This window comes from Sinorhizobium sp. CCBAU 05631 (genome assembly GCF_002288505.1).
In the GTDB taxonomy this organism is placed as follows: domain Bacteria; phylum Pseudomonadota; class Alphaproteobacteria; order Rhizobiales; family Rhizobiaceae; genus Sinorhizobium; species Sinorhizobium fredii_C.
Map to the genome: position 1 here is coordinate 136,397 of NZ_CP023065.1, position 17,844 is coordinate 154,240.

Consider the following 17,844-nt stretch of genomic DNA (forward strand, 5'->3'; position numbering starts at 1 on the left):
TCGTGTGAACCTGTCCCGGCTCGGGGCAGGAGCCGCAGCGCACTTGCACTTGCTCTCGAATGATCAATTGCGCTGCGCAACCACCTGCCTCGCGGCCTTGAGAAGCGGCGGGCGTGCTATTTGTTCTAACGACGAAGAAAGATATCGATGAACATAGGAGACGCACAGCAGAGTGCAGGTTCTTCCCCGGCCACTTCTGAAGAGGGGGAGCAGGAAAGTTACCTCAGCGGCTTCGCCCGAGCCGTGGCGGATTTGGTCGAAGCCATGACAGGATATCGGACCCCGGCCTCCGCGCGCGCGCAGATCCTGGACAACTGGGTTGCCGAAGAGGGGCAGGGCGAAGCCGAGAATCGGCGACAGGGGCGCACACGAATTAGGGGTTCGGACAACACGGGCTCGCACTCGCTGGATTTGTCCTCCCTCTCCCTGACCGCTTTGCCCGCCGCCCTGCCGCCAAGATTGCTGGAACTGCGCGCCAGGCACAACGAACTAAGCAGCCTGCCCGCTAGCTTCCCCCCCGGTCTTCAGCATCTTCTCATTAGCCATAACCGGTTGACCAGTTTGCCGGACGCTCTTCCGGCGACCCTCTCTCGGCTGGAGGTGGCCGATAACAGCTTGACCAGTCTGCCGGCCAACCTTCCGGCTGGGCTCGAGATCCTGAACGCAAGCGACAACCGACTAACTAGCCTGCCGGACGCTCTCCCGAGCAGGCTCACCTCGCTCGCGGTTAGTGGCAATCAGCTGACCGACCTCCCCGACTCCCTCCCATCGGGGCTTATTGAACTCGATGTCAGCAGCAATCAATTGGCCAACCTCCCCGACCCCCTTCCGAGCACGCTCCAATCGCTCAATCTCAGCGGTAACCGGCTGACCGGCCTGCCTGAGGATCTTCTTGAGGGTCGTGTACCGAATCTTAGTCTCAGCTACCCGCATTTGGAGAACCTCGAGTTCGGGGATAACCCGCTGCCGGACGACGTCCTCGCTAATCTGGCGGCGGCTGAAGCGCCACCGCAGCTTGCGCAGCAATCTCTATATGAGGCTGCCGCGCACTGGCTCGCAGACGACCCGGCGACGCTGGCCGAATGGCAGCACTTTGCGGATGAGCCAGGCGCCCAGGACTACGCGCAGTTCCTGGAGAGGCTACGAGGGACCGTGAATTATGGCAATGACGAGTTTCGGCAGAGAGTGGCTGATGATTTGCGGCAGACGGCGGCCAATCCGAGATTGCGCGAGCAGTTTTTTGCACAGGCTTCCGACGCCAACGCGAGCTGCGAGGATCGAGTTACCTTGCACTGGAACGGTATGCAGACCGCGCGCCTCAACGCTGATGTCGAGGGCGGCGTCTATGACGATCGTCTTGGCGAACTGATCCAGCGCGGCCGTGTTGCGTTCCGCTTAGAGGCGCTCGACGAGATCGCGCGCGACAGGGTCAACTCGCTCCTCAGCCTCGACCCGAACATAGACGACGTCGAAGTCTACTTGGCCTATCAACATCGGCTGCGCGAGCCGCTGGAGCTCAGTCACGTCGCCCCTGACATGCGCTTCCTGGCGGTCTCTCACGTAAGCGAGGATGATGCGACGGAGGCGCTGGACCTGATCCGGGAGCGGGAAGCGAACCAATTCACCGACTACATGGCAACCCGCTGGCAACCTTGGGAGACGGTGCTGAGGCGCATCGCACCGGACGAACATGCAGCGATGCAGGACCGGCTCGTCGAAGCCATGGGCGAAGAGTTTCAGAGCCGTCTGGATCAGCGACTGGCCGAACATGGTCTGGTAGGCGATGTCGATGCCGAGCGGGTGCTCGGAGCCCAAGTCCGAAACCAAATCGCAGGCGAGATCAAAGGCGAGGTCATGAACCGGCTGCTCTCAGAGCGTGGCCTAGAACAATGAGACTTCCCAAGAGTGTCAATCGGCGTTGGCAACGCCGATTGACAGTTTCGAGCATTGACGAGCATGGCATCATGGGGTCGAAACAAGAACTGCGCGAAATCGTACGCTAATATAAGGCCGAACAGAGTGTAAGCATCACGCGGCGCGCAGGATTCGTGCGGGAAGTCGCAAAGGTCTGAAGCCCTCCGGTATTTTCTGTTCATCCTCCCAGGAATAGATGCCGGTGAGATGGCACTGTAAAGTTATCAGCGGATTGATGCAGCGATAGCTGGCGGGGACGGCTGTCAGGCTGCGGCGACACACGCGATTTTGCTCCAGATTTGCATGGCGGCGTTACGCAGGTCTTGATGTTGAGCCGATGACAGCGTATTGCGGGGAAAGTGGAACAGGTTGGCAATCGGATCATGGATGGAAACGAACCGCTGAAGCTGGCGTGCCGACTTGAAGCGTTTCATGGTCCTTTCGCGTCGTCGGGTCGGCTGGTGCGAATTTTCCGCTCGATTATTTAGGCCTTTGTGCGACCGGTGTTCGACACCGGGCATGAGGTCGCGCCTGGCGGCATCATAGGACCGGAGCTTGTCGGTGATCATGACCCGTGGTGTCCGCCCTTGAGCCTTCAGCAACTTGCGCATCAGGCGCTTTGCCGCCTTGGCATTTCGGCGGCTTTGCACCAGCACTTCGAGGACGAAGCCGTCCTGATCGACGGCACGCCAGAGCCACTGCTTCTTGCCATTGATGGCCACCACACATTCGTCGAGATGCCATTTGTCGCCCAGGCAGCCGGCTGACCGTCGCTTGATCTCCCGGGCGAAATGCCGTCCGAATTTCTCCGCCCAGCTTCGAATGGTCTGATGCGTGACGATGATGCCGCGGGACGCCAGCATGTCCTCAACCATGCGCAGGCTGAGCGGAAAGCGAAAGTAGAGCCATACCGCGTGCGCAATGATCTCAGCGGGATAGCGGTGGCGACGATAAAGCGGATCACGAGCAACTTCTGACATGGCCCATGTACGCACATCTTCCTCAGCCGTCGGTTAACTTTACGGTGCCAATCGGATCATGGATGGAAACGAACCGCTGAAGCTGGCGTGCCGACTTGAAGCGTTTCATGGTCCTTTCGCGTCGTCGGGTCGGCTGGTGCGAATTTTCCGCTCGATTATTTAGGCCTTTGTGCGACCGGTGTTCGACACCGGGCATGAGGTCGCGCCTGGCGGCATCATAGGACCGGAGCTTGTCGGTGATCATGACCCGTGGTGTCCGCCCTTGAGCCTTCAGCAACTTGCGCATCAGGCGCTTTGCCGCCTTGGCATTTCGGCGGCTTTGCACCAGCACTTCGAGGACGAAGCCGTCCTGATCGACGGCACGCCAGAGCCACTGCTTCTTGCCATTGATGGCCACCACACATTCGTCGAGATGCCATTTGTCGCCCAGGCAGCCGGCTGACCGTCGCTTGATCTCCCGGGCGAAATGCCGTCCGAATTTCTCCGCCCAGCTTCGAATGGTCTGATGCGTGACGATGATGCCGCGGGACGCCAGCATGTCCTCAACCATGCGCAGGCTGAGCGGAAAGCGAAAGTAGAGCCATACCGCGTGCGCAATGATCTCAGCGGGATAGCGGTGGCGACGATAAAGCGGATCACGAGCAACTTCTGACATGGCCCATGTACGCACATCTTCCTCAGCCGTCGGTTAACTTTACGGTGCCGGCCAGAGCACTGCGCGGACTCGGCCGCATCGAGCGAACGCTGTTCATGATCGAATGGTATTCCAGTCCGGCGCTGCGCCGGCGTTGTCAGGCCGGTCTCAACAAGGGCGAAGCTGCACATAAGCTCAAGCGCGCCGTGTTCTTCCACGAACGCGGTGAAATCGAAGCCATACGGCTCTCGGCGCCAGACGACCGCCCCTATAGGTCACCGCCAGCCGGGCGCGACGCCCCGGACGGATTTATGCACCAACGTTCACTTATCTCGAACATCGAAACAGTCATCGAAGCGATTGCTTTCGCAATATGCGGAAAGGCGCACCGAGGAGCGCGCTCCCGTTTCGCTATCTCTTCCCTCCCGGCACGCGGGACACGAGACATGATAGTCTTCATGCCGCTCCCTATTGAACCTCTTAGTCGGCCGGTCCTCCGCGGAAATTCAACGCCCGCTCCAAATACCAAGAAGGGTCATCGCTGGACGAATCTGTCTCGACATACCCTTCGTTTTCGTCGCTCCTTCCTTCAACGGGATCCTCGCTCTCGGCTTGGAGATACTGTCGAGGCTTGTCTGCCCGCTGCCATTCACGGTCGCCGTTCAGCGTCCACTTATCGCCATGCCGTTTAGGATCAAGCACGAACTCGTTTCCACCCACGTCAACAAAGCCCATCTGCTCCAGACGGGGCCTCGGGTCATCGTTAGCAGGACGCGACATGATTAAGGGCTTCTTGCCGTCGAGCCGAAGTTGATGTTCGAGCAGAACATCGCCCGCGTTCTCAACGAGCGGATGGGTCACTCGCATAGCCACAACCGATGAGATGTTTTTTCGCTCCGGAAAGTGCTCTTTCTGCCAGTCTTTCCCTTTGATGCGGAATCCTGGATCCACTCTTAGCAGCCCGACGCTCTTGTCGCCCAACTGGTAACTGAAGTACTGCGCACCAGGCTTGTCAGCTACGCTCGCACCAACTCTAGCGACCATTGCGGTGCGCTCGGCTTTCTTGGACACGAAATCCGAGTATTCTAATGGATTATCGGCAATGTGCTTGACATCATCACTATAGAAATTCTTCAGTTCTTTTTCGAACGTCTTTCTGTCCAACTCGTAGATAGGAGGTTCGGAGGTGAGGGAATACAGCCGCGACGCCGACGACGAACCAGACGCCGCCTCTGCGAGCGTTTCCGTAAACGTCTGGTCATCTGCTGCCTGCCCCGATTCATCGGCTTGGCTCGCGCTTGTAGATTGGCTGGCTGATCCAGTGATACTGCTATACATGCGGTTCGCTCCCCAATTGAAATGGTTGCACCGTTGTAATATCGTTCTACTCAAGACCTGTTAGCAGCCTAAGCCAGGGAGCTGACGACGAGCTGACGTACGGAAGAGTGCATGGCAGCAACGGCACCGTAAAGTTAACCGACGGCTGAGGAAGATGTGCGTACATGGGCCATGTCAGAAGTTGCTCGTGATCCGCTTTATCGTCGCCACCGCTATCCCGCTGAGATCATTGCGCACGCGGTATGGCTCTACTTTCGCTTTCCGCTCAGCCTGCGCATGGTTGAGGACATGCTGGCGTCCCGCGGCATCATCGTCACGCATCAGACCATTCGAAGCTGGGCGGAGAAATTCGGACGGCATTTCGCCCGGGAGATCAAGCGACGGTCAGCCGGCTGCCTGGGCGACAAATGGCATCTCGACGAATGTGTGGTGGCCATCAATGGCAAGAAGCAGTGGCTCTGGCGTGCCGTCGATCAGGACGGCTTCGTCCTCGAAGTGCTGGTGCAAAGCCGCCGAAATGCCAAGGCGGCAAAGCGCCTGATGCGCAAGTTGCTGAAGGCTCAAGGGCGGACACCACGGGTCATGATCACCGACAAGCTCCGGTCCTATGATGCCGCCAGGCGCGACCTCATGCCCGGTGTCGAACACCGGTCGCACAAAGGCCTAAATAATCGAGCGGAAAATTCGCACCAGCCGACCCGACGACGCGAAAGGACCATGAAACGCTTCAAGTCGGCACGCCAGCTTCAGCGGTTCGTTTCCATCCATGATCCGATTGCCAACCTGTTCCACTTTCCCCGCAATACGCTGTCATCGGCTCAACATCAAGACCTGCGTAACGCCGCCATGCAAATCTGGAGCAAAATCGCGTGTGTCGCCGCAGCCTGACAGCCGTCCCCGCCAGCTATCGCTGCATCAATCCGCTGATAACTTTACAGTGCCAGTCCATCAACTCCTCATGCCATTCCACCATGACGCGCTCCTCCTCATCGGAGCGCGCAGCATCAAGCCATCTTGGATAACAAATCGTTAACGTGCCAAAGTAGTGCTAGCTCGCCCAGCGGTGAGGACGGATGTGGCATCATGAATATCTCCCGCTTCTTCTTCCCCATCCCGCTTCCACGACACCCCCAGCAACTGAAGTAGCATTTCTCCGGGCAGTCGTTCCCAAGCAGCAAGGGCGGCAAATGTGATGCGCACCAGTGGGACAGCCCGCAATATGGAAGAGAACAAGCCGACTGGTGCTAAAGCCTCGTGTTTCTGAGCAAAACGTCACCCTCCACTCCGCGTGGAAACTGAGCCACCAATTCGAACGAAGGCAGTAGGTCAAGAATTGCGCGCAGGGGCAGTTGACCTTCATACAGCTCCTGGTCACTATATTCAGTGTAGATGAAGCGCGTATTGTTTAGAGTCTCTTTGCCGCCAGCGATGACGTCGGACTCGGCCCCCTGCACATCCATCCAGATCAGGTCGATACTCTCCAAGCCAGCCTCACTGCACCAATCGTCCAGTCTCCGAGTCTCAACTGAGATGGGTCCGTCAAACCGGACCCACTGATATTCGGAAAGGTGATTCTTGGGCTGGCGTATTGAGCCTGACAGATCCCATTCCTTTGCATCTCCATTACTGGGGTGGAAATCGATTCTGCCGTTTCGATCACTGATCGCGACTTCAAATAGCCTCATCCTGTCCAAAGGCCCCATGTTTTCCCTACAGCGAGCAGCGGCTCGGGGGTCTGGCTCAAAGCAGAAAAGCTGGGCCTTCGGACGAAGCTGGAGAAAGCGTCGCGCATCGCTTCCATCATTGCAACCGATGTCCAGAATCACGGGGTCAGGCTTTTCAAGGAGCGAAACGATCTGTGGATGGACCTTCAAGGAAGACGTTGGCTTTCCTATGCCCTCCGCAAATTCGCGAAGGCGTTGCTGAAGAGAGATTAGCAGGCCTTTTTTAAGATACCGTCCTACTTCCATGAAATTACACCTCAATATTGATTGCAGATGCGGGTGCTGACCGCTGGTGAGACATTGAGTGCTCGTGCCACGCTTCGCTGGAGCCTCAACGAATGCCGCCCCTCACTCATGAGCGTCTCGGCCCCACCAGCATGGGTGAAGGAGAGGGACGGAACTACCGCGATTGTCATAGGCGGGCACCGCTTGACAGATTGATTGAACTTGATAGTGGTTCCGCTGCAGAGCCGGCGCGCATTGGATGCAGTCGCACGCTACGCTGCTCCCAAAGCCCACGCAGTTCATTTAGGAGCGCTTCAAGCTGGTTCTGATTGGGCGCGATGAGGTCCAAGATATCGCCGAGCGGAGCTTCTCCATCAATCCGCATTAGCAGTTCGAACAACTCGGATGAAATCCGCACGGCTTCTCGGCTGGAGGGACCCGTGCGGATCTCGCATACCGTCTCTTGGCGGTCTAACGCCGTAAATGCACGCACTTGATGGAGGCTTGAATAAGGCGGCAACGAAAGCGCAAGTCTACTCCAGTCCTCCGGTGACGCAGTCCGCTTCTTGATGAGATACGACCCAACCACGAGTCCATCCAAGTCGGTGGTCAAAAATGTGGTCACCGCATCCGCAACCGAATCCACTATCGGCTCAACATTATTGTTGAAGGACGTGTTGAGCAGAATCGGGACACCTGTTCGTTTCCTGAAGGCGTTGATGACCTCCCAATACGCTTGATTGATGTTGCGCGATACTGTTTGCAAGCGCGCCGTACCATCGACGTGCGTGACGGCACCGAGCAGATTGCGCTTGGATTCGCGCACAGGCACTACGAAATTCATAAAGGGAAATTCCTGCCTGCTATCTGGCAATTCAAAGAACTCGTTGGCGTCCTCCTCCAACACGGATGGCGCAAAGGGGCGATAGCCTTCGCGCTTCTTGACAATCGCGTTGATCCGATCCTTGTTTGTGGCCGGCCTAGGGTCGGCAAGAATGCTACGGTTGCCAAGCGCACGCGGTCCGAATTCCGATCGTCCCTGCATCCAGCCGATAACGGCGCCATGGCGATCCACTCGGCTGCTCTGCTGGCCACATCATCGCAGCGTTCGATTTCAATGTGGCCGCCCCATGCAATTAATTCCTGCTCCACGGCGCGGTCGCTCCCGAGATCAGGACCCCAATAGACCTCCTGCAAACGCTCTCGAGGTGCGGACTGCCCTAGTTCATTAGACATCATCAATGCAGCTCCTAATGCGCAGCCAGCGTCGTGTGCCGCGGGTTGCACGAAGATGTCTTGGAAGATTCCCGAGCGCAACAGCTTACCGTTCAAAGTGCAGTTGTGAGCTACTCCTCCGGCCAAGCTTAAGCGCTTGATGCCGGTGATCTCGCTGTGATGCCGTAGAACGTGAAACACAATCCGTTCGAGTGCTTCTTGCAACGAAGCACTCAAATCTTTATGCTGCTGAGTGAACGGCATCCCTTTTCGGCGTACCTCAATGCTGCGAAGCAGCGTGGGACCAATCCGGTCCAGATAGATCCGGTAGCCACCGTTGTCTAATAGCTCGTAGAACTGTTCGAAGAGGTCGCGATGGGGAGCGGGGTCGCCGTACGGTGCAAGCCCCATGACCTTGTATTCATCAAACATGCCGTAACCGAGATATTTTATGGTCTCAAGGTACAGAAGCCCTAAAGAATCGCTCTCCGGAAATGTCGCAAGCGGTGTGACTTCCGTGCCAGATCCTACCGCCAAAAGACCCGAGGCGAAGTCTCCACCGCCATCAATTGTCAAGATGAGACTTTGTTCGAAACCCGACATAGAAAACGCGCTCCAGGCGTGCGACAGGTGATGGCTTACGAATGAGATTCGCGACGGATCGACCTCAGTACCAAATTCCTGCGCGAGCAACCCACACAACAACAGCTTGGCATTCAACGGTATTGACATGTGCGGCTGAGAAACGAGCAAGCGCTCGAGCATAGCATTGCAAAATGCCTCGGTTGCATAATACGCGAGCAGTCGATGTCGCTGAGCTGAACCCCGGCGTATTCAAGGCAGTATTGAATCGAACGGCGCGGCAGCTTGTTGGAATGTTTGATTCTATTAAGCCGCTCCTCTTCGACAGCAGCTATCACTCGGCCGTCTCGGACGAGAACCGCTGCACCGTCGTGCATAAATGTATTCGGCAGATCGAGCGAGTTTTCGTAAATCCTGCTTAGACCGCCACTCAGTCCTAGACACAGCATGTTACTCTCCAATCTCTCGTCACTTGTAAAAGGTAGGCCCTGTGCTCCGACTGAATTTAGTCGTTTGCTAAGCTCAAGCAGTGCTCTTGCTGCCGTAGGTCAGGACATTAAACGCCGCCGAAGCAGTCCCACAGATAAGAAGAATGGCATCACTGCAAATATACAAAGCGCGCTGATGTGCAGGGCGACGCCTCCGCCTGGGCGATCTAGCATCGCTGGACGAATGAGCTCGATTGAATGTGACAGCGGCAGCAGATGCGATAGCTTCTGAAAAATGTCGGGCAGTTGGCTGACTGGGAAGACCGCTCCTGACAAAAACAGCATGGGTGTAAGGAAGAGCGTCTGGTAAAATATGAAATAGTCGTAACTGGGCGCAAGTGCTGTGACGATCATCGCCAGGCTTGCAAAGGCGAACCCCGTGAGTGCGATCACTGGCAAGGCAAAGAGAACGGACGGCCACGATGCAAAGCCCATTGTGGCTGCAACGAGCATCATTGCTGTCCCGGCCAATAACGCCTTGCTGGCTGCCCACGCCAGTTCACCGAGGACGATGTCCCCGAGCGTGAGTTGGGTGCACAGGGCTGATTCCCAAGTTCGTTTTGCGTGCATGCGAGCGAAGGTCGCGTGAATAGTCTCGAACGTCGCGGAGATCATTGCGCTTGTTGCAACCATGCCAGCCGCCAAGAACGCGACATATGGAATGCCGTCGACGCGACCCACCATCGCACCCAGGCCGAAGCCGAGACCAAACAGCGAAGTCACGGGCTCGGCGAGGTTACCGAGAATTGAAGCGATCGCGGCTTTCTTCCATGCCATATAATTACGGCGCCACACTGCAATCCAATTCCAAGGATTGGCGGGTAGGACCGCCGCGTAACGTTTCCACATCGCTCAGTCCTTCATTTCGCGCCCGGTCAACCGCAAGAACACATCTTCAAGATTCGGTGGACGCTGCAATAGGCGTAGACCGGTTCGCCCGCGCAATTGCAAGCGCACCTGTTCTGGATCGGACGAATAGCAAAACAGCGTCTCACCGCTCACTTCGACACGCTGAGCATATGGTCCGACAACTGAAGTCAGCTCCCGCGGATTGCCGCCGTAGATCTCAATCACGTCGCACCCGATCTGCTCGTCGATCAGCGCGTGAGGGCGGCCTTCCACGATCTTCCGTCCGTGCTCTATAACACACAAGCGGTCACATAATCGGTCCGCCTCTTCCATGAAGTGGGTAGTCAGTAGAATCGTCTTGCCAAGCGCCAACAAGGACCGCAGCCGTTCCCATATTAGGTGGCGAGCATGCGGATCGAGGCCGGTAGTCGGCTCATCCAGTATCAGGAGCTGTGGGTCGTTGATCAGCGCACAAGCCAGCGTCAGCCGTCTCTGCATACCGCCGGATAATTGCGCCACGGGTACATCCGCCTTGCTCTCGAGCCGAGCGAAATCGAGCAGTGGTGGAATGGCTTCCTCGAGCTCGCGAGTGCGCAGGCCGAAGTAACGTCCGAACACCAGTAGGTTCTCGCGCGCCGTGAACTCGCGATCAAGTGTGTCGAATTGCGGAACCACCCCTATGCGGCTGCGCGCCAAACGCGCGCGGGCTGGCACCGGCTCTCCGAGCACTGTGATCGTGCCTTCATCAGGCGGTGCCAGGCCGAGAACCAGACGCGATACCGTGCTTTTGCCCGCACCGTTCGGTCCCAGCAAGCCGAAACATTCTCCTGAGGTGATGGTGAATGACAGTTGGTCGACAACGACTTTGTCGCCATAAGACTTACTGACGTTGGTAAGCTCGATTGCCACATCTGATTTGGAGCGAGATAGCGAATTATCCGCATTGCTATGCCCGTGGCACTTCTGCTTGCGTGCATTGCTCTCAGGCCGCCGCGACGGTGAGCTTGAGACATTTGCTCGAGTCAATAGCTGCAATTTCTCGTCCTATCTTAAATTCGCTTGCCTGTTTGGCAAAGCCGGCTACCGCCACCGCAGTGACTGACTGATGTCAGCAGCCTCGCAAGCTGCGCAAGGCTGAGCCAGCGACGCGGGTGCCGCAGTTTCAGACGGCTCCGCAGCGCTTGTTTTAGCAATGGGGTTCAGGAGAATCCTTTACGCCGTTGGGTGCGGCAGCCGGGGAACCACGCGACAGCCAGTCGCTGTTGCTCAACGTGCACAACGCATATGCTTTGAGGGGGAGCAGGAGAGCGACGTTGAGGAGGGTGTGCAGCGAAAACCCAAGGAATCGCAGCTCTCGCGCTCGAAACGCCGCCACGCCGCAGCGGACCATTGTCATAGATGCAATCATCAGGATCGTCGACCAAGGCACTGTGGCCGTCAGAGCGAGCTGTGCTAGCCCCGTCAGGACCGAGAGGGCTAGGAGCAGCGGACCAAGATTCTGTCCGATCACGTCCAGCGTAAGATAGCGATCAAGGCCCGGCAGTAGGCGGAGCGCGAGCAATGTGTCGCGAAACGTGCTGCGTGCCCAGCGCAGTTGTTGGCGCAGATAGGCCCCCATCGAGTTTGGAACGACCGTCGCCGCGATGGCTTCCGGAACGTACTCGGTTCGAAAGCCTGCATTCAGCATGAGGATTGTGAGGTGGCGGTCTTCCCCGAAGTCGCTTGGCCTGCCTCGAAACAGTTGCGTCTCGTATTTATCGAGCAGCAATAGAAGTGCGGACCGCCGGTACATGGCACACGGGCCGCAGCAACACATAACGGCTCCAAAGCGAGCCTGTGCTGCGCGTTCCTCGTTGCAGGCGAGCCAGTACTCCATGTCGATCAACCGCGTCAGCCATGTGTCGCTGCGGTTGCTGGCCGTCAACTGACCCATCGCCGCGCCGACCGCGGGACTGTACATCTTCAGGGCAAGTTTCGTGACTACGTCCGGCGCAATGGTCGTGTCCGAGTCAACGTTGAGCACCAAATCTCCCGATGATTCCCGTATTGCGACAATCTGCGCCTTGCGCTTTCCGACGTTCTTTGGCATCAGGATAAAGCGGAACCTCGGGTCGCACGCATAATGATCGTGTACAGGTATGATGGCGTTGCGATTGCCAGAACCGTCGTCAACCACGTAGACCCGCAACTCTCCAGCGTAGTCTTGCTTTGCAATGGAAGCTAGGCACGCCGAGAGCGCGCGCGGATCCTCATTGTAGCAGGGGACGATAACATCCACGCTCGGCGGTGCACCGGAGCCGGTCACGGGCGTTGACGCAGCTGTGGTGTTTGTTGGCAAAGCGTATATAGCTTGCATGCCTTTGTAAGCCGTCGAGAGTGCTGCATACAAGGAGATGGCTACGGCGCCGGTCGTGCCAAGCAGATCCATGAAAAACCGTCCGTTTAATGATTCTGAGGAAGCGAGCGGATTATAAATCCGCGGTCGTGCAAGGCAGGGATGAGACGAGACAACGCCGCCACCGTCTGGTCGCGAAAACTGGCGTCAGTGTTCGCCAACTCGTCGGGAGGGCACCCATCGTGCAGGAGAATGATTGAACCGGGCCGGACCGAGGCGAGTACCGCATCGACGATTGCGTCGATACCGGGGCGGGACCAGTCCCGCGGGTCCACAGACCAGTGCACAGCCGCCAGTCCAGCGTTTGCCGATGTTGTCAGCACGTCATCGCTCCAAATTCCGTAAGGCGCACGTATGTGCCGCACCGAAGCCTCGGGGCAGGCCATCCTGATGGCCCTGTTCGCCTCGAGTACTTGGCGTTCCACGTCCCGACGTCCGCAGGCAGACAGGTCCGGATGGGTCATTGTATGGTTGGCGACCTCGTGCCCTTGCGCAACCATGCGTCGGATGAGTTGCGGCCGGTCCTTAGCATAAGCCCCGATGACGAAGAAAGTCGCCGGGACACGGTGTTCGGCCAGCACATCGAGGACCTCAGGGGTAAAAACCGGGTTAGGACCGTCGTCGAAGGTCAGGTAGACGCTCGGGGCCCCAGTGCCGCTTCTGGGCACTGTCCGGAGATAGTCAAGCTGTTTCATAGTTCCGGACCGTTTCGTTCGATCAGTGTGCCGGATGGCCATTCGCTCATTGGACGTCCAATCGGAAAGACCACAACGAGTACGTCTTCAGTGCGCGTTGGCGGCAGGTTGAGATAGACATCTGAAAGGGTGGACCGCACGCGAACGCCAGCCACAATTGTCCCGAGACCGTTTCGGCAGAGTCTGCCCACAAGCTTGTACAGCGCGTGTCGAACGGCGCCAAATGCGAACGGAACGCCAAGCTGCTGCAGCACCGGATACATGACGCGGATGGAGTGGTTGAGCCCGAGTCCTTCGAGGTCCGGGCGAACCCCCCACAAACCCAGTTCCGCCACCAACAGATCGGCATCGCCCACCCTGATAAAGCGGCGCAACAGCCCCATGTGAGCAGCCACTCCGTGAGCGTCGTAGCCGATTACACGGAACTCCGGCCTTGCTCCGGCCCAACTGTGCCCACCTTCAAATGGTCTTGCGTTGAACGTCCCGGTCGGTCCATAGGTCTTCCGGAAGAACTCAGCGAGTTCAGTGTGGTCGGAGAGCTCCAGCTCATTTTCCCAGCACAGTTTCCACCGCATCTGAGGACGCATATCCAAAGAACTCCACATCTTGCTGCTTCTTGAAACGTACATCAAACGTCCGAAGTGGCCGGGGTCGATGGACGCCCGACACTGTCGTCGAACCCGCATTGCGGACCAAGTTGGTTGTTATAACCTGCACAGTGAGTGGGGGACATTTCCCGACCTTCCCGTATCACTCGCAAATCTCTACCAGCGACACACTTGATTTCTTCAAACGTGAGCATCTTCTAATAGTGATTGGACGGATCCGTAAAATTGATTGTTTGGATTATATCCATTCATACTGTGGATACACCCGGCCCAAGTCTCCCTGCTAGCAACGGTTGATGAACGAACCCGACACCGCGGCGGGAGCATCAGCTTCGGCCAGCCAATCACGGGCGTGCTGCCACGCTCTCGAAAACAAGGAAGTTGGATCAAAGAACAGGCTGAGACTTGGCCGCCAACGGCAAAGAAGCTAATACCGCTACTGCTCCCGCGCCGTTCGGCAGATACGTTTCGGCCACAGCCACGGCTTGTTCGGCTCGGGCAGCTATATCAGGCAGTGCCGTCTCGTCGATCATGATGCGCTGATTTTTCCTGTAGGATGGAACGTGGGCGTAGCCAAATACGGCAAGCCGGTCGCGGCGCATTGCGACCGCTGCCGTCGCGCTCTGAACGCAGGACTGCACGGTCTGGTGCGGGAGGCCGTACATGAGGTCGAAGTTGATGTGACTTATCCCAATCCGGCGCAGGTTTTCAATAGCCGCGGTCGTCTGCGCCTTTCTCTGGACCCGGTTGGTTGCTTTTTGAACAATGGGATCAAAGCTTTGCACGCCGAGACTCACGTGGCTTACCTCGGCCGCTCCTAAGGCTTCGGCCATCTCGGCCGTGAAGGTGCGCGGCTCGATCTCGACAGGGCTTGATGATGGTTGGTGTTCCACCGCCGAAGTGCACGTCGCTCACGGGCAGCGCCTGCGGCGCTTGGGCTGCTACCAAACTTATCTCCTCACTAGCGCCGTCAGATAGTCGAGGATCGATGCGTCTCGACGAGTTATGCTGTTGGGAAATCCGCAATACCAGCACATCGACCGACAGATCGGAATGTGGAGATACAACGACACCGGATCTGACGCCGGCAAGTTCCTCAGCCACCCCTTACTAGCTTCAGCGCCGACGGCTGCGGAGAAATCCGGTATAGTCGATCGTCACCATGGTAGGTGCGCCTCGCAGTACTTTCGCAAGAGTGGAGGTCAGCGGCGCGACACTTTTGATTAAACGCGTTGCCGCGCCTGTCTTTTCGCCGTCAGCCATTATGGTCTCCCGCTCAAGCCACTCAGCAGGCCCCGCTGCCGTTCGACGAGGATCTCAAAATCCATACCAGTTGGGTCGAGAACATTGCCGGTCAGATTAGCCGGTACTTTTCAATTCATTAGTCGAGACCGAAACATCAAGGGACATAAAAAATGATCTCTGTCGCGGATTCGACAAACGGGACAGAGTTGTACGCAATCGATTTACATTTCAATTGCCAAAAGCCGACGGCATATTCCCGCAGAGGTTGAGGTACCTGCGTGAGCTTGCTGCCGGGGACGTGCCTTGGCGAAGGTGGAGAATGGTCTGTTCAGAAGTAGCTCAGTTGAATATCCAACAAACGCCAGTGGCCTTGCTGTTTCGCGGAGAAGGAGGCTAGGCGGAGCCGTTAGTCCCGGCGCCCGCCGGGTTGCACCCCGCCGTTGCATTTCTGCCACTGAGGAGCAGACAGTCGGGTTGAGGTCCTTCCGTGGTCAAGTTGTGGACCAGACAGCAGAACGCTGAGACGGTGAGCAGATGAATGCGGCGTCGGCAGCCCACAAGAGGAGACGCATCCGAGCGTTGAGAGGGGATGGATGGTTGCCGGCCAAGCGGTAACACGCAATAGCAAGCGACGGTGGGGAAGAATTCCGACATGGTCCATTTATTGCAATTGATAGCATTGTGAAAGCAGCCTTGGCCATTCTGTAACTTGAACTAATCGTCGGATCCCCGCTTTCCGCGACTACAAAATTGCCGCACCTTCACGCGCTGGCATGCTCGGATTCTCATAGAGGCTAAAACAGCAATGGACACGGAAGCAGTCGGGCTCGCAATAGCTTTTTTCGTCATTGCACTGGCGTATGCAGCAGTCGGACAAGCTGGCGCATCAGGCTACATTGCCGCCATGGCGCTTTCTGGCTATTCGCCGTTGGCCATTAAGCCGACAGCTCTCGCTTTGAACCTGATGGTCTCAGCGATCGGCACGGCCCAATTCCTGAAGGTGGGGCAGGTGTCCTGGCGTAACGTGTATCCTTTCGCAATTCTGGGCTTTCCGGCTTCGGCTCTCGGTGGCTCAGTGCACCTTCCCGAGAGAATCTATCACCCGGTTCTCGGGCTGATCCTGGTAGTTTCCGCCATTCAAATGGCGCGATCCGCGCTTCGCAAGAGCGCCTTGGTCATAACCATTCCGAAAACGCCGCCACTTCACGCTGCATTGATCACGGGAGCTGTTATCGGTTTCGTCTCGGGCACGACCGGGAGCGGAGGCGGCGTATTCCTCGCACCAGTGATCCTTTCCAAGAATTGGGGAACAGCACATCAGACTGCTGCAACCACGGCCGTTTATAATTTAATGAACTCAACCGCTGCCTTGATTGGAGCGTGCGCTTCCTGGAATGCACTTCCAAACTTTCTCTCGTGGTGGTTGATTGCGGTAGCGGCAGGTGGATCGATAGGCGCTTTAATCGGGAGCCGATATCTTTCCGCTTCCTCGCTTCGCGTCATTCTTTCCGTGCTTCTGATGGTATCAGGCCTCAAGCTGCTTTGGTGATGGAGTGCCCATTTGCTTGCACGGAAAACCTTTGCCCAGCATCACGCAGGAGCACGCGCGAAGGCGCACCATTCTCATCCGCGGCTAAGACCACCGAGAGGGCCAATTGTCGCTGAATGTAATCTCCGATGACCGAACTCCTCACCAGCACGGTACCTGGAACGTGGCTGCAACGCTTGTGGCGCGCTTGCGCCGGAGGTCGAGAATTCAGCACATCATGACGCCGACAGCCACTCTGTCGTGTACGATGCCCGATATGACAAGCGTCCCGAAAACCACCTTGCCGCCGTCGTCAAGCTCGTCGGCACGAATCTGAATGGCGCGATCTCTAAAGAACATCGCAAATTCGAGAGCGGTCGCCGCTCATAAGATAAGGCTCGGCGTCACGGGTCATCGGACAGCTCTCTGCCATACGGCAGGCTGTCGGCGCCATATCCAAAGTGCGGATAATCGTGATGCAAAATATTTATTTTACTGGCCTTAGCAATGCTGCAAAAACGACCACGCTTGATTTGCATCGATATTAGAACAGTTCCAGAGTGCTGGCGTTGAAACCGCTTTGCGGCTCAAAGAAAGGATTACCCGTGGAAAGCATCATCGGTTCGGCATGTACAAGAATCCGATTGTCCATAAGGTGGTGGACAGGTTTGGGCAGATGTAGCCGTCCTGTACGTTACACTTGACCTAATCATTGCGTGAATGAGTTTTGCCGGCAGTTGGGGCAACCAGGGCCCCCGTTTATGCGGCGCCCATCTAGAAGGCTGCGGGGAGCAGTCGCGCTTTCTGCCCGGCAGGGCTCGGCATGTGACTATTTCGGAGTTTCTACATTGCCTTCAAATATGAGCTTAACGGCGGATCTCATTGCAGATTTGCTCAGCGCGGCAAACGAGGTCGACAAACTCAACCCCTATGAAGTAAGCGGCCTCCTAGACCGCTCGATTGACACCATCCGCGATGTGCGCGAACAGACTGGTGTCGCAAGTTCATATATGCAGGGCGTTGTGGTTTGTCTTCGAATATCCTCAGAGCGCGTTGGCCACCTCTCTGAGGAGGATGTCAGGCGGTCCCTCGTCACTGCCGCGGAAGTCCTGAGTGCATTGGTGTCAAACCGTGTCGATTGAGCTGTTCGCGCCGCCGGAGTCCGGATCACTCCAGCTATCATCGATCCCGCAAACCGATGCGGCGAATTCGGCTGCAATCTCGACAGGTTTTGCCGAAGATCGCTTCAGTCGACGCTGCTTATTGGAACCGGCGTATCCGATTCGCGACGATGTCGAATACACGACATAGGCGTGTCGAGAGGCAGCTTCTTGTTTGGAAACGATTTCTCGTTGGCATGATACATGCAGGCTAACCCGCAAATGCCCGAGTTGATGACTTGTGAGGAGGATGCAGGACTAACC

At 57.1% G+C, this 17,844-nt stretch carries 13 protein-coding genes and 4 pseudogenes; 4 read left to right on the forward strand and 13 right to left on the reverse strand.

Annotated elements, in window-relative coordinates; all coding sequences use genetic code 11:
• Positions 1-147: 147 nt before the first annotated feature.
• Entirely contained in the window at positions 148-1,893 is a 1,746-nt protein-coding gene (locus tag SS05631_RS27140; protein WP_014330979.1) for an NEL-type E3 ubiquitin ligase domain-containing protein, read from the forward strand.
• Positions 1,894-2,177: 284 nt separating this feature from the next.
• Here the strand turns inward: SS05631_RS27140 and SS05631_RS27145 are convergent, their stop codons facing one another.
• Positions 2,178-2,894, reverse strand: a complete 717-nt coding sequence (locus tag SS05631_RS27145; RefSeq protein ID WP_109023434.1) for an IS6 family transposase — start codon at positions 2,892-2,894, stop codon at positions 2,178-2,180.
• A gap of 58 nt (positions 2,895-2,952) precedes the next feature.
• A pseudogene (locus SS05631_RS27150) lies at positions 2,953-3,549 on the reverse strand (IS6 family transposase); the annotation flags it as partial.
• A gap of 50 nt (positions 3,550-3,599) precedes the next feature.
• Between SS05631_RS27150 and SS05631_RS27155 the strand changes: the two are divergent.
• Positions 3,600-3,761: pseudogene (locus tag SS05631_RS27155) on the forward strand (Tn3 family transposase); the annotation flags it as partial.
• A 247-nt stretch (positions 3,762-4,008) separates the two neighbouring features.
• Here SS05631_RS27155 and SS05631_RS27160 read toward each other — a convergent pair.
• Positions 4,009-4,866: a hypothetical protein gene (locus SS05631_RS27160; RefSeq protein ID WP_034859666.1), complete on the reverse strand. Its 858-nt coding sequence runs from the start codon at positions 4,864-4,866 to the stop codon at positions 4,009-4,011.
• A 171-nt stretch (positions 4,867-5,037) separates the two neighbouring features.
• On the opposite strand from SS05631_RS27160, the gene SS05631_RS27165 reads away from it, so the two are divergent.
• Positions 5,038-5,754, forward strand: a complete 717-nt coding sequence (locus tag SS05631_RS27165; protein ID WP_109023434.1) for an IS6 family transposase — start codon at positions 5,038-5,040, stop codon at positions 5,752-5,754.
• 356 nt (positions 5,755-6,110) lie between these two features.
• On the opposite strand, the gene noeI is transcribed toward SS05631_RS27165, so the two are convergent.
• The 9 genes and pseudogenes from noeI to SS05631_RS31510 form a co-directional block, all read right to left on the reverse strand.
• Complete coding sequence (gene noeI, locus SS05631_RS27170) at positions 6,111-6,836, reverse strand: 2-O-methyltransferase NoeI (protein WP_080579360.1); 726 nt, start codon at positions 6,834-6,836, stop codon at positions 6,111-6,113.
• A 166-nt stretch (positions 6,837-7,002) separates the two neighbouring features.
• A pseudogene (gene nolO, locus SS05631_RS27175) lies at positions 7,003-9,061 on the reverse strand (nodulation protein NolO).
• A 99-nt stretch (positions 9,062-9,160) separates the two neighbouring features.
• On the reverse strand, positions 9,161-9,949 hold the full coding sequence (nodJ, locus tag SS05631_RS27185) for a nodulation protein NodJ (RefSeq protein WP_015633485.1): 789 nt from the start codon (positions 9,947-9,949) through the stop codon (positions 9,161-9,163).
• Between the two features lie 3 nt (positions 9,950-9,952).
• A complete protein-coding gene (nodI, locus tag SS05631_RS27190) occupies positions 9,953-10,984 on the reverse strand; it encodes a nodulation factor ABC transporter ATP-binding protein NodI (RefSeq protein WP_078070629.1) in 1,032 nt (343 codons plus the stop codon).
• 151 nt (positions 10,985-11,135) lie between these two features.
• The gene (nodC, locus tag SS05631_RS27195; RefSeq protein WP_010875357.1) at positions 11,136-12,377 is read right to left on the reverse strand and encodes a chitooligosaccharide synthase NodC; all 1,242 of its coding nucleotides are present in this window, start codon (positions 12,375-12,377) and stop codon (positions 11,136-11,138) included.
• A gap of 14 nt (positions 12,378-12,391) precedes the next feature.
• Positions 12,392-13,039, reverse strand: a complete 648-nt coding sequence (nodB, locus tag SS05631_RS27200) for a chitooligosaccharide deacetylase NodB (protein WP_010875356.1) — start codon at positions 13,037-13,039, stop codon at positions 12,392-12,394.
• Entirely contained in the window at positions 13,036-13,626 is a 591-nt protein-coding gene (nodA, locus tag SS05631_RS27205; protein WP_015633488.1) for a nodulation N-acyltransferase NodA, read from the reverse strand. Before nodA ends, nodB begins: the two co-directional genes overlap by 4 nt.
• Positions 13,627-14,105: 479 nt before the next feature.
• Positions 14,106-14,684, reverse strand: a pseudogene (locus SS05631_RS27210) (radical SAM protein); the annotation flags it as partial.
• Positions 14,685-14,763: 79 nt separating this feature from the next.
• The gene (locus SS05631_RS31510) at positions 14,764-14,910 is read right to left on the reverse strand and encodes a hypothetical protein (protein ID WP_014858052.1); all 147 of its coding nucleotides are present in this window, start codon (positions 14,908-14,910) and stop codon (positions 14,764-14,766) included.
• A 787-nt stretch (positions 14,911-15,697) separates the two neighbouring features.
• On the opposite strand from SS05631_RS31510, the gene SS05631_RS27215 reads away from it, so the two are divergent.
• On the forward strand, positions 15,698-16,441 hold the full coding sequence (locus SS05631_RS27215; protein ID WP_037427415.1) for a sulfite exporter TauE/SafE family protein: 744 nt from the start codon (positions 15,698-15,700) through the stop codon (positions 16,439-16,441).
• 207 nt (positions 16,442-16,648) lie between these two features.
• Here the strand turns inward: SS05631_RS27215 and SS05631_RS32570 are convergent, their stop codons facing one another.
• A complete protein-coding gene (locus tag SS05631_RS32570; protein WP_280106988.1) occupies positions 16,649-16,780 on the reverse strand; it encodes a hypothetical protein in 132 nt (43 codons plus the stop codon).
• Positions 16,781-17,844 lie beyond the last annotated feature (1,064 nt).

Excerpts from the sequence above, each read along its gene's own strand:
- nodA (WP_015633488.1), bottom strand. The coding sequence starts at position 13,626 with ATGCGTCCTCAGATGCGGTGGAAACTGTGCTGGGAAAATGAGCTGGAG.
- SS05631_RS32570 (WP_280106988.1), bottom strand. The coding sequence starts at position 16,780 with ATGTTCTTTAGAGATCGCGCCATTCAGATTCGTGCCGACGAGCTTGAC.
- nodJ (WP_015633485.1), bottom strand. The coding sequence starts at position 9,949 with ATGTGGAAACGTTACGCGGCGGTCCTACCCGCCAATCCTTGGAATTGG.
- noeI (WP_080579360.1), bottom strand. The coding sequence starts at position 6,836 with ATGGAAGTAGGACGGTATCTTAAAAAAGGCCTGCTAATCTCTCTTCAG.
- SS05631_RS27165 (WP_109023434.1), top strand. The coding sequence starts at position 5,038 with ATGTCAGAAGTTGCTCGTGATCCGCTTTATCGTCGCCACCGCTATCCC.
- SS05631_RS27145 (WP_109023434.1), bottom strand. The coding sequence starts at position 2,894 with ATGTCAGAAGTTGCTCGTGATCCGCTTTATCGTCGCCACCGCTATCCC.
- SS05631_RS31510 (WP_014858052.1), bottom strand. The coding sequence starts at position 14,910 with ATGGCTGACGGCGAAAAGACAGGCGCGGCAACGCGTTTAATCAAAAGT.
- nodC (WP_010875357.1), bottom strand. The coding sequence starts at position 12,377 with ATGGATCTGCTTGGCACGACCGGCGCCGTAGCCATCTCCTTGTATGCA.
- SS05631_RS27160 (WP_034859666.1), bottom strand. The coding sequence starts at position 4,866 with ATGTATAGCAGTATCACTGGATCAGCCAGCCAATCTACAAGCGCGAGC.
- nodB (WP_010875356.1), bottom strand. The coding sequence starts at position 13,039 with ATGAAACAGCTTGACTATCTCCGGACAGTGCCCAGAAGCGGCACTGGG.
- SS05631_RS27215 (WP_037427415.1), top strand. The coding sequence starts at position 15,698 with ATGGACACGGAAGCAGTCGGGCTCGCAATAGCTTTTTTCGTCATTGCA.
- SS05631_RS27140 (WP_014330979.1), top strand. The coding sequence starts at position 148 with ATGAACATAGGAGACGCACAGCAGAGTGCAGGTTCTTCCCCGGCCACT.